Source organism: Nonomuraea aridisoli, assembly GCF_003236395.1.
Lineage (GTDB): Bacteria > Actinomycetota > Actinomycetes > Streptosporangiales > Streptosporangiaceae > Nonomuraea > Nonomuraea aridisoli.
In genome coordinates, this window is the sequence record NZ_POUD01000307.1 from 1 (window position 1) to 10,438 (window position 10,438).

9 protein-coding genes and 1 pseudogene are annotated in these 10,438 nt (G+C 71.9%); 1 reads left to right on the forward strand and 9 read right to left on the reverse strand.

Going from position 1 to position 10,438, the window contains the following annotated elements; genetic code table 11:
* Nucleotides 1–26: 26 nt before the first annotated feature.
* From C1J01_RS41430 to C1J01_RS41450, 6 genes and pseudogenes are all read right to left on the reverse strand, one after another.
* A complete protein-coding gene (locus C1J01_RS41430; protein ID WP_111184520.1) occupies nucleotides 27–881 on the reverse strand; it encodes a sulfotransferase family protein in 855 nt (284 codons plus the stop codon).
* Nucleotides 878–1,774: a hypothetical protein gene (locus C1J01_RS41435; protein ID WP_111184521.1), complete on the reverse strand. Its 897-nt coding sequence runs from the start codon at nucleotides 1,772–1,774 to the stop codon at nucleotides 878–880. Before C1J01_RS41435 ends, C1J01_RS41430 begins: the two co-directional genes overlap by 4 nt.
* 103 nt (nucleotides 1,775–1,877) lie before the next feature.
* Nucleotides 1,878–2,711: an RNA-guided endonuclease IscB gene (iscB, locus tag C1J01_RS52755; protein ID WP_235855010.1), complete on the reverse strand. Its 834-nt coding sequence runs from the start codon at nucleotides 2,709–2,711 to the stop codon at nucleotides 1,878–1,880.
* Between the two features lie 110 nt (nucleotides 2,712–2,821).
* A pseudogene (locus C1J01_RS52760) lies at nucleotides 2,822–3,418 on the reverse strand (RRXRR domain-containing protein); the annotation flags it as partial.
* A 99-nt stretch (nucleotides 3,419–3,517) separates the two neighbouring features.
* Nucleotides 3,518–4,783 carry a hypothetical protein gene (locus C1J01_RS41445; protein ID WP_111184522.1) on the reverse strand — a complete coding sequence of 422 codons (1,266 nt, stop codon included), beginning with the start codon at nucleotides 4,781–4,783 and terminating at the stop codon, nucleotides 3,518–3,520.
* Nucleotides 4,780–6,075, reverse strand: a complete 1,296-nt coding sequence (locus tag C1J01_RS41450; RefSeq protein ID WP_111184523.1) for a Wzz/FepE/Etk N-terminal domain-containing protein — start codon at nucleotides 6,073–6,075, stop codon at nucleotides 4,780–4,782. Before C1J01_RS41450 ends, C1J01_RS41445 begins: the two co-directional genes overlap by 4 nt.
* A 358-nt stretch (nucleotides 6,076–6,433) precedes the next feature.
* Here C1J01_RS41450 and C1J01_RS41455 point away from each other — a divergent pair, with 358 nt between their 5' ends.
* On the forward strand, nucleotides 6,434–7,468 hold the full coding sequence (locus C1J01_RS41455; RefSeq protein WP_111184524.1) for a glycoside hydrolase family 26 protein: 1,035 nt from the start codon (nucleotides 6,434–6,436) through the stop codon (nucleotides 7,466–7,468).
* 5 nt (nucleotides 7,469–7,473) lie between these two features.
* On the opposite strand, the gene C1J01_RS41460 is transcribed toward C1J01_RS41455, so the two are convergent.
* The 3 genes from C1J01_RS41460 to C1J01_RS41470 all read right to left on the reverse strand — a co-directional run bounded on the left by C1J01_RS41460 (nucleotide 7,474) and on the right by C1J01_RS41470 (nucleotide 10,380).
* Nucleotides 7,474–8,379: a sulfite exporter TauE/SafE family protein gene (locus C1J01_RS41460; protein ID WP_111184525.1), complete on the reverse strand. Its 906-nt coding sequence runs from the start codon at nucleotides 8,377–8,379 to the stop codon at nucleotides 7,474–7,476.
* A complete protein-coding gene (gene cysC / locus C1J01_RS41465; protein WP_111184526.1) occupies nucleotides 8,376–9,590 on the reverse strand; it encodes an adenylyl-sulfate kinase in 1,215 nt (404 codons plus the stop codon). Before cysC ends, C1J01_RS41460 begins: the two co-directional genes overlap by 4 nt.
* A 70-nt stretch (nucleotides 9,591–9,660) precedes the next feature.
* Nucleotides 9,661–10,380 carry a class I SAM-dependent methyltransferase gene (locus C1J01_RS41470; RefSeq protein ID WP_111184527.1) on the reverse strand — a complete coding sequence of 240 codons (720 nt, stop codon included), beginning with the start codon at nucleotides 10,378–10,380 and terminating at the stop codon, nucleotides 9,661–9,663.
* Nucleotides 10,381–10,438 lie beyond the last annotated feature (58 nt).

The following is a 10,438-nucleotide window of genomic DNA, read 5'->3' on the forward strand; positions in this document are numbered from 1 at the left end:
CGCCACCCCCGCGGCCCCGGCCAGGCTCAACGCCGCCACGAAGGCTCCTCGCCCAGCCACCGCGCCAACCGGGCGTCGTCCGGCTCGAACCGCTCGCGCAGCGACCGCTCCAGCGCGGCCGGCACCGGACGCGGCAGCGCCCGGCCGTTGTGCCGCTCGAACACCGGGTACCCCAGGTGCGGCACCCCCAGGAACTCCAGCACCCGGTCGTAGACCGCCTCGGGATGGGCGAAGAACCGGTGGCTGTCCAGCACGAGGATCCGGTCACAGCCGAACAGCGGCTCCAGCCGGTCGAGCTGGTCGGCGTAGCGACCCCGGGTCACGTAGGCGTGGTGGCGGTGGGAGTGGTGCGACGCGTAGGGGAGCGCGCGCAACAGCTCGTCGGCTCCGGCCAGCCGCTGCTCCTCGAGCTCCAGCGCGGTCTCGAGATGCGACTCCGTCTCGAAGCCCCTGGCCAGCTCGTGGGCATGAGCGGAGCAGGCCCGCTCGACGGGGTCGCGGACGAGCACGACGAGCTTCACGCCCGGCAGGGTCGCGGCGATGCGCTCCCCGGCCAGCGGATGGAACAGGTAGTAGGGGGACGACTCGTACGCCTGCGCGGCCCCGCCGTGCCGGCGGCCGAGCAGGGCGGCGCCCGCCTGTAACGGGAAATGGGCCCGGTACCAGCGCAGGCCGCGGTCGTAGGCGACGTCGAAGTAGTGCACCCCCTTGTGCAGCACCGGCTTGAGCAGCAGCGGGTGCTGGGCGAGCGCCCGGTAGAGCGAGGTGGTGCCGCACCGCTGCGCCCCCACGATGAGGAACGACGGCAGCACCCGCGCCCCCGCCGTGAACCGTCCCGCCGACCGCGACAGGGAAAGGGCCGAGCGCTTCATCGTCTTCATGTCAGGGACTCCTGGTGGTCGACGACCGGGTTGAGCCAGCTCTCCGGCGGGCCGAGCGGTTCGTGGCCGTCGGCGGCGTGCCGGTCGGCCAGCGCGATCAGGTACCGCAGCGCGGTGTGCCGGGCCGCCGCCGCCGACAACCCCAGGGGAGCGAGCACCCGTACGGACTGGGCCAGGCACGCCCGCGCCGCGACCGGCGGGCGCATCCGGCGCAGCGCCCGCTGGAAGAAGTGGTGGACGGCGTCGAACCCGTACGGGACGCCGATCTCGTAGCGCTCCCAGTCCCACACGAGCACCCGGCCGTCGGGCGACGGGCACATGTTCCACGGGGAGAGGTCCCCGTGCCAGGCCGGGCGGGTGCCGCCGGTCTCGGCGATCTCCCTGACGGCGTCGAGCAGCAGCGGGCGCGGCACCCGGCGGCGGCGTACCGGCAGCGGCGAGACGGCCAGCACCGACAGGCCGCGCCACTCGCCGTGGTGCAACACGTACGGGGTGGCCACCACGTCGAGGGACAGCCCGGCCAGCCGGCGCAGCGCCGCCGCCTCCGTGGCGAGCAACTCGCGGGTGCGGGGCGTGTCGCCGACCTTCACGAACGCCAGCCGCCGCCCTTGCGAGCGCGCCTCCAGCACGGGCTTGCGGTTGGCCCGCCGCGCCGGACGCACGTGCAGGACCGTCTCCACCGGCCGCTCGAAGACCTCGCTCAGGTACGCCGCGATCGACCCCTCGTCGGGCACCATGACCCGGGAGCCCACATGCCACCATCGTCGCGGCGCCAGCCGCCGGGGCAGGGCGGGAAGCGGCAGCACGGTGTAGGCCCGGGGCGAGCCCGTCCCCGGGTACAGCAGCCGCACGGTCTCCGCGAGGTAGCCGAGACGGGTCGCGGCGTCGGTCATTGGGAACCTCCGAGGAAACCCGCTCCTTGATGGCCGAGAGAAATCGGAGCGCCGACAGGGGCGGCCCGGCGGAGCCGGGACAGCCGTGGGCGCGAAGAGCGCATCACTGCTCCTTCGTGATCGTGTACGCGTAACCGTCCGCACGTTGCAGCAGGCGGACGTGCCGATGATGGATCCCCTGGACGGTGCCGTGCAGGGTGGTGATGTTGAACTTGCCGGTGGCGCGGACGGCGACCCTGCCCGTGTGCGTGCCGGCCTTCTTGCCCGCCGGGACGACGGCCCGGACCAGGTCACCGGTGGCGAACCCGAAGAACTGCTTGGTGCGGGGCAGGCGCAGGCGGGGAAAACCGTGGGCGTCGGTCCGGGTGCGGCAGTGGGTGCCCCGCCCGGCGCAGCCGGCCACCAGAACCGTCTGGACGGTCTCGGTGACGGTGTCGAGCTTGCCTGCGCATAGGGCGTCGAGCGTGTGGGACTTGGGCAGGCCGGCGCGGGTGCGGTTCCACTTCGTCCGGCCGCCCGAGGCGGTGTGGACCGGGAGCCGCTGGTCGAGCCGTCGCCACAGCGCCCACCTGGTCGACTGGGCAGCGGCCGCGTCGCGCAGCGGCGCCTTGGCGTGTGCCCGGATCCGGGCGAGCAGCTTCGGCTTGCCGGACAGGAACTCCTCCACCAGCCGGTCGTCCTTGACCTGATTACACGAGATGCAGGCAACGACCAGATTCGACACCCGGTCCGAGCCGCCCCTGCTACGCGGGTGGATGTGGTCGATGTTGAGCGGCACCCCGGTCGCGCCGCAGTAGGCGCAGGCTCGGCCCCACTTGGCGAGCAGGTACTCGCGCACTTCGTACCCGTACAGGGTGCCCTGCTGGTATTCGGCGCCCTCCAGGGGGCGGCCTGCGGTGAGGGTGTGGGTGTCGAACGCCACCCGCTCCACGTGCACCGCACGGACCGGAGACCACCGGCACAGGCGATCCACCCACGAGACGGTGGTGTGTCCACTCGGTGCTGGAGCGACGGGGCAAGCCAGCCGTCCGGGCGGGCCCGGTTGCGGAAACGAGGTGCCCGGTAGCGCAGGTTCCGGGAGCGCCGGCCGCGCCGGTAGCCGGCGCGCCGCTTCAGCTTCGCGCTGATCTGCGCGCCGCGGTGGTCGAGCTGGATGCTGTACCGGCCGCGCCGCTCACCTGCTTGGGTGGTGAACACGGCGATGCCGGTGTGCCTGCTGCCGGGGTCGATGCCGACCTCGACACCGTCGACCTGCGACTGGCCGACCATGCGGTCCTTCAGCCGGATGACGAACGGGGTGTGACGTGCGACAACAGCACGTCCCTTTCTCAAGAGCTTGCGGGCCCTGGCCGGGGTGGCGGGCTGGAGCGGCCGGCCGTGCTTGTCGAGAACGAACACGGCCGCATGGATGGTGCGGACCTCACGGTCCTTCTCCCCGGCCTGTACGGGTCCGGGGGTGACGCCGGCAGCGGCGCTACCGGTCTCCTCTCGCACATGTTCCGCACCGGGTACCGCACGCACGGCGCGGTCTTCGATCCCCGTTTCGTACCCGATCCAGGGCGTGTCTGCTGGACCGAATTCGAGAGCGGGCTGCTGAGGAAGCACAGCCCGGTCGGTCTTCCGTCCTGTACGGAACGTAGCCATCAAGGTCACCTCCTTGTCGGTGATGGCTGGTGCTGGTAACGGCGGCCTCAGCCGATTCGGCTGAAAGCCCGGCCCTTCAGCTTCGAGGCCGGGATCCCGTTATGAGTTTCTCCACAGCAGGGCGAACGAGATGAGATAGAGGCTGAGCGGCGAGACCAGGCCGTCGTAGATGAACATGTAGAGCAGCACGAGCCCCATCACGAGCACCCCGGCCAGCCCGATCGGGCTGCGGTCGCGCCAGTGGCGCCGGATGGCGCCGAGGAAGAACGCCGCGTACAGCAGCGCGCCGGTGAACCCCTGGGTGATGATCAGCAGCCAGAGCTGCCCGTCGCCGCCCAGGGGCGGGTGTCCGCAGGTCGGGCACCACTGGGTCTTGCCCGTGGTGATCGAGCGGTGGTTGCCGGTGGCGTTGCGGGTGTTGCCGTAGCCGATGACCGGCGAGTGGGTGGCCGCCGCGAGGGTCGCGCTCACGGTGAAGGCCCGGATGTCGTTGGAGTGCGGCCGGTCCAGCCGCTGGGCGACCAGCGGCGCCAGCGGGCTGAGCGCGAACGCCAGCGCCGCCGTGGCCACCAGCCCGCACGTCACGACCCGCGTGCGCCCGCCCACCCGGGCGATGAGGTAGAGCACCGCCAGGCCGAGGCCGATCCACAGGCCCCGGTTGAGCGAGTACACGATCGGGACCGCCGCCAGGGCGAGCACCACGGTCGCGAAGACCTTGTGCCGGGTCCGGCCGTACACCCACCAGCCGACCACGAACCAGACCAGCAGCACCGAGGCGTTGCTGCCCCAGGCGTTGGCCCACTCGTAGGGCGCCTCGGGCCGCGGCGCCGCGTACCCCAGCACCATCTGCGTCTGCGCCGCCGTGGGCTGGATGAGGTTCTGGACGAACGGGTTGCCGCCGATCCAGTCGGGCAGCAGCAGCTGCACCGGCGAGGTGTAGGAGAAGGCCGGGAAGAGCACGCCGAGCAGCCCGCCCGCGACCGTGGTCACGAACAGCACGCCGAGCATCCGCACCAGGCGCAGCTGCGGCAGCTCCCGCTCGGTGAGGTTGCCCAGGTAGAGCATCATGACCAGCACGGACGTGTAGAGCGCCAGCCGCATGAGATAGCCGAGGATCCGGCCGGCGCCCAGCTCGCCGTACGTGCCGGGCGGCGACTCGGCCAGCATGAGCCCGCTGATGAGGTAGCCGGCCAGCAGCAGCGCCCACAGCCCGAAGCCGCGCGGCACCCTGATCGGCCGGCGCCGCCACAACACCACCGCCATCGGCGCCGCCACCACGATCACCGACAGCCCCCCGAACCCGAGCGCCCACCAGACCGGGTAACCGATCAGCAGCGCCGCGATGGGCCAGGCGGCTCTGCTCACGTCGGCATGCCCGGCCGCTGCGGGTGGTGGAAGTGCTGGATGGGGGTGGCCTCGGGCGGCAGGCCCAGGTCGAGCTCGCCGCTCGCGACGAGCTTGCCGAGCGTGTGGTGCGGGTGCGGCTCCAGCAGCGGTACGAACGTCGGCACCGCCTCGGCCGCCGTGACCACGCCGATGACCGGGACGTCGTGCCGGGCCAGTCGCCGTACGGCGGCGGCGACGTCCGTGGAGGTGACCCGGCCCAGGCCCACGACGAGCAGGGCGGCCTCGGCCCTGGCCAGGTCGCGGGCGTCGGAGCCGTCGAGCAGGACGAGCGGCAGGCTCACCGGCAGCGGCTCGGCGCGGCGGCGGGCGGGCTGCAGGTCGTGGGGGAGCGTCCTGACCAGGAGCCGCTTGCCCGGGGAGGCCGAGACGACCTCCCCGGCCAGGTCCGCCAGCAGGCCGTGCGGGCGCGGCCCCGACAGGTCGCCGAGGACGGGCAGGCCGGTCAGCCGTTCGACGTCGGCGGCCGTGCGCAGCCGCCGGTCGAGCCGGTCGCGGGCGTAGGCGGCGGCCGAGCCGGCCAGCAGGCCCGCCATCAGCCCGGTGCCGAGGTAGAGCGGCAGGCTGGGGGCGCTGGGGGCGTCCGGTGGCGTGGCCCGGCTGAGGATGGCGCCCGGGGTCACCGCGACCGTCCGCAGCGCGTCGTACTTGAGCGCGAGGCCGGCGGACTGGCGGTTGAGCACGTTCTGGCGCTGCTGGGCAAGCGTGTGCTCGGGCGTGCCCCTGGTCAGCCGGACGAGCTCCCGGACGACCTGGTCGAGCGCGGCGTTGACCTGCTTGTACTTGGTCAGCACGGCCTGCTGCTGCGCGGTCAGCGCGCTGAGGGCGCCCGAGCGGCGATGGTCGAGGTACGCCTCGGCGTACGCGCGCGACTGGGCGGCGGCGCTGTCGGGGTCGCCGGCCGTCACCGAGATCCACAACACCGCCGAGTTGGGCGGCACGAACACCTCGGCCGGCTCGGGCTCCACGCCCCCGAGGACCCTGGCCGCGCGCGCGGCGACGGCCGCCGACTGGGCGACCTGGGCCTCGGTGTCGAGGTTGAGCGCCTCGCGCTGGCGGTTGGTGACCTGGTTGAGCGGCTCCGGCACGCCCACCGGCAGGACGTGCACCTGCGTGGTCGCGGTGTAGACGGGCGGCGTGAGCAGCAGCAGCGCGAGCGCCGCGGCGCAGCCGATCACGACGCAGCCCACGAGCGGCAGCCACCGCCTGCGCAACAGCGCGAGGTGATCGTCCAGGCCGGTGCCGGAGCTCATGGGCGGTCTCCTGGGATGTGTGCGGATCGTCGCGGATCGTCGCGGATCGGCGACACTGCGTCACTGTCCGGGCGCGCGCTCACTATAGGACGGACGGTTATCACCCAGGTGGAATACGCAAGATTTTCTCCGGTACGGCCAGAAAGAAGGCACCTGATAAATCGAAATATCAGAAAAATTCGGGCGGCTCGATCCTTGGCGTGAACTGGGGAGACTCTCACACTGGCTGACGTTCCAAGAACAGCGTGGCAAGGTTCAGGTGTGATAGGCGGGGGTCGTTCGACAAGGGGGTAGGAAGGCTTTGCAGCTACGGGGTAAATCTCACAAAACTACGCACACCGCGCTCACCGGCGCAGCCATGGCCGTGGTCACGGTGCTGGCCGCCTGCTCCGGCGCGGAGGGCGCCGGGAGCGTGCCGCCGGTCGAGAGCCGTTCGGTGCAGCCGGCCGTGCGCTCGCCCACCTGCACGGCCACCTCGAAGCTCATCCCGTCCTGCGGCGCGTGGTGGGGCATCGCGCCGGAGGTCTTCACCGGCGCCCCGGTGGAGCAGGCGCTGCACGGCGCGGAGGCGCGCATGGGGGCCGCCGCCGACGTGGTGCACGTCTACCACCGGGGCAGCGAGCTGTTCCCGACCGACGCGGAGATCAGGCTGGCCCGCGACCCCGAACGGCCACGGCTGCTCATGATCAACTGGAAGCCGTCGTTCGAGCACACGTGGGCCGACATCGCCGGTGGCGCCCTCGACCGCCGCATCGACCGGCTGGCCGCCCACCTGCGGCGTGAGTTCCCCGAGCGGTTCTTCCTCACCGTGCACCACGAGCCCGAGAACGACGTCAACCCCTCGCCGGGTTCGGGCATGCGGGCCGCCGACTACGCGGCCATGTTCCGTCACGTCGTGCTGCGGCTGCGCGAACGCGGGGTCAGGAACGCGGTCGTGGTCATGACGTACATGGGGGCGCCCAACTGGGCGTCCAAGCCCTGGTTCGAGGAGCTCTACCCGGGCGACGACGTGGTCGACTGGGTGGCCATGGACCCGTACGCCGACCAGCGGGTGCAGGACTTCCACGGCCTGGTCAACAAGACCCGCAAGGACTATCCCGACTGGCCTGGCTTCTACCGGTGGATGCAGGCGCGCTTCCCCGGCAAGCCGGTCATGGTGGCCGAATGGGGGGTGTTCGAGCGGCCTCACGACCGGTCGTTCAAGCGCCGCTTCTACGAGTCGGTGAGCCGGCAGATCAAGCGGTATCCGCAGATCAAGGCGCTGCTCTACTTCGACTCGCCGCACGCGCCACGGGGTGACACGAGCTTCGACGCCGATCAGGGCGCCGACCGCGCGTTCGCCGAGCTGGCCCGGGATCCGTACTTCCGCTCGACCCCGGTGCCGCGGCCGTAGCCTACCTAGGGGCTCACTTCCTGCGGCCGCCCGTCCGCCGGGGCGCCGTCGGCCTCCGCAGCCGCGCGCCTGGCGCTCGCGCGGCGCCGCAGCAGCCAGCCGGCGACGGTGACCGCGACGGCCACAATGAGGGCGCAGACGGTGAACAGGTTGCCGGCGTCGAGCAGCTTGAGCGCCGAGGCGAGCAGGACGATCGCCAGCATGGCCCTGATCAGGCCGCCGGGGGCGCGTGAGGAGATCCGGGCGCCGAGGTAGACGCCCGGGATCGAGCCGATCAGCAGCGAGACGGTGAGGTCGAGCTGGAAGTCGCCGAACAGCAGGTGGCCGAGCGCGGCGGCGGCGACCAGCGGCACGGCCTGCACCAGGTCCGTGCCGACGAGCTGGTTGGCCTTGAGCGCCGGATACAGCACCAGCAGGGCCACGATGATGAGCGACCCGGAGCCGACGGAGGACACGCCGACCACCAAACCGCCCACCATACCGACCAGTAGGGTAGGTATTGGGCGCACGACGATCTCGTGCGCGCTCGACGTTCCGCCCCGCCCGGCGAACCAGCTCTTCAGCGCCATGCCCGCCACGGCCAGCAGCAGCGCCACGCCGAGGGCGTACTTCACCGCGTCGGTGACCGCGAACGCCCTGGCCAGGAACACCCCGCAGAAGGCCGTCGGCACCGACCCCGCGCACAGCCAGCCGACCAGGCGCAGGTTGACGGTGCCGTGACGCAGGTGGACGAAGCTGCCGACCGGCTTCATCACGGCCGAGGCGACCAGGTCGCTGGAGACCGCCGCCAGTGGCGGCACGTTGAAGAACAACATCATCATCGGGGTCATCAGGGCGCCGCCGCCCATGCCGGTCAGCCCGACCACGATGGCGACGACGAAGGACCCGGCGATCAGGGGGAAGTCGATCAACGGACCCAGCCTCCGGACTTCAGCGTGTCGAGCACCCTGGAGACGGCCGCCTCGATCGACATGTGCGTGGTATCGATCACCAGATCGGCGTCGTCCGGTTCTTCGTACGGATCGGAGATGCCGGTGAACTCGGGGATCAGGCCGGCGCGGGCCTTGGCGTACAGGCCCTTGCGGTCGCGCCGCTCGCACTCCTCCAGCGGCGTCGCGACGTGCACCAGCAGGAAGTCGGCGCCGACGGACTCGACCATCGCGCGCACCTCCGCGCGGGTGGCCGCGTACGGCGCGATCGGGGCGCAGATCGCCAGGCCGCCGTGGCGGGCGGCCTCGGCGGCCACGAAGCCGATGCGGCGGATGTTCAGGTCGCGGTCGGCCTTGGAGAACGTCAGGCCCTTGGACAGCAGGTGGCGCACCACGTCGCCGTCGAGGTAGGTCACCGTGCGGGAGCCCAGCTCCAGCAGCGCGTCGCGCAGGCCGCGGGCGATCGTGGACTTGCCTGAGCCGGACAATCCGGTGAAGAAGACGACCAGGCCGCGGCGGTGGGGCGGGCCGGGGATGTGCACGGGGTCGGGGCCGGCGAGGTGTTCCGTCGCTCCGTAGGCGGTGGCGACGTGTTCGCGCAGTTCCAGGTCGATCTCGGGCTCGTCGCGCGGGGCGAGCGGCACCGGGACGACGAGCGTCCCCTCGGGCAGCTGGTCCTTCGCCCGCAGCGCAGCGCGCACGACCGCGGGGCCGGCCTCGCCGTACGCGAGCGGGAGCAGCAGGATCACCGCGTCGAGCTCCTTCGCGGTGGCGACCGCCTCGGACAGGTCGTCGAGCGGGCCGCGCATGGTGACGCCCAGCGCCGGGCGGCCGCCGAGCTCCTGCCTGACCTCGGCGGGCGTGCGCCGCAGCCGGGCGAACGGGCCGTGCTCCGGCGTGCTCAGGGCCTTGATCGGCCCGGAGGTCAGCCCGTCGGGCTCGTGGGCCGTCACGGTCAGGACGGCCAGCGGCAGCCCCTCGGGGTCGAGCAGGGTGACCTCGTCGCCGGGAGAGACGTCGGCGGGCAGGTGCAGGGTCACGGGCGCGGGCCACGGGGTGCCGTCGGCGAGGGTGCCGCGCTCGTGCACCGTGTGGAGGTCGTCGTGGCCGAGGAACCCGGTCAGCGGCTCGAAAGCGCCGCAGAGCATTAGCTCGAGGTCGGCCAGTTCGCGCTGGTCGGGGGTCCACTCCACGGTTCCTACATCCCAACTATTCCGATTGAATTGGTAGGGAAGGAGTCTACCGGCTGATGCCAGTGTGTCACTAGATGAGCCGGGCGAAGTGATGCTGAGGCTTTCTGATGACCATGGTGATCTCGTCGTGGGAGGAGGGGAACCGGCCGCTGGTCAGGTTGGACATCATCGCCACCGCCACCGCGCCGATCCGGCGTGACCTGGCCGGGCCGCTCGTGCTGCGCCGGTCGTCGGTGATCATGAGCCCGCGGCTCAGGCAGAACGCGTGCAGCCCGTCGCTGGAGGCCAGCGGCTCGTACACGGCCGGCAGCGGGCCCGGCGTCCCGGCCGGCACCATGACCGGCCACAGCAGCCGGCGCAGGAACGACGGCGTCATCCGGTCGAGCAGGCCGTAGGCCGACCTTCGGTCGCGCATGCGCAGCAGCACGAGCCCGCCCGGGCGCAGCGCCCGCAGCAGGCGGTCGAGGACGAGCTCGGCGTGGTGGACCCGTTCAAGCAGGAACGACAGCTGGATGACGTCGAAGGACCTCGGCGGCAGCGCGACGCCGCGCAGGTCGCCGAGGGACCAGGCGACCAGGTCGGCCCGCTCCTCCACTGCCTTCCTGATCGCCGGCAGGTCTTCGTCGACCCCGGTGGCTCTGGTCTCGATGTGGTCGAGGACCAGCGGCTCGTCGTAGGCGCACCCGGCGACCAGCACGTCGAGCCGCCTGATCGGCTGCCCGGCGCAGTGCTCGCGGAGCCGCTGACCGAAGAGGTCGCCTCGCTGGGCGACCGATTTCACCTCAGACATGTCACCTACAGTAATCAACCGATCTCATTTCGTGAGCCATTTACCCCACCCACCCCAC

Excerpts from the sequence above, each read along its gene's own strand:
- C1J01_RS41470 (WP_111184527.1), bottom strand. The coding sequence starts at position 10,380 with ATGTCTGAGGTGAAATCGGTCGCCCAGCGAGGCGACCTCTTCGGTCAG.
- C1J01_RS41455 (WP_111184524.1), top strand. The coding sequence starts at position 6,434 with ATGGCCGTGGTCACGGTGCTGGCCGCCTGCTCCGGCGCGGAGGGCGCC.
- C1J01_RS41430 (WP_111184520.1), bottom strand. The coding sequence starts at position 881 with ATGAAGACGATGAAGCGCTCGGCCCTTTCCCTGTCGCGGTCGGCGGGA.
- C1J01_RS41435 (WP_111184521.1), bottom strand. The coding sequence starts at position 1,774 with ATGACCGACGCCGCGACCCGTCTCGGCTACCTCGCGGAGACCGTGCGG.
- C1J01_RS41450 (WP_111184523.1), bottom strand. The coding sequence starts at position 6,075 with ATGAGCTCCGGCACCGGCCTGGACGATCACCTCGCGCTGTTGCGCAGG.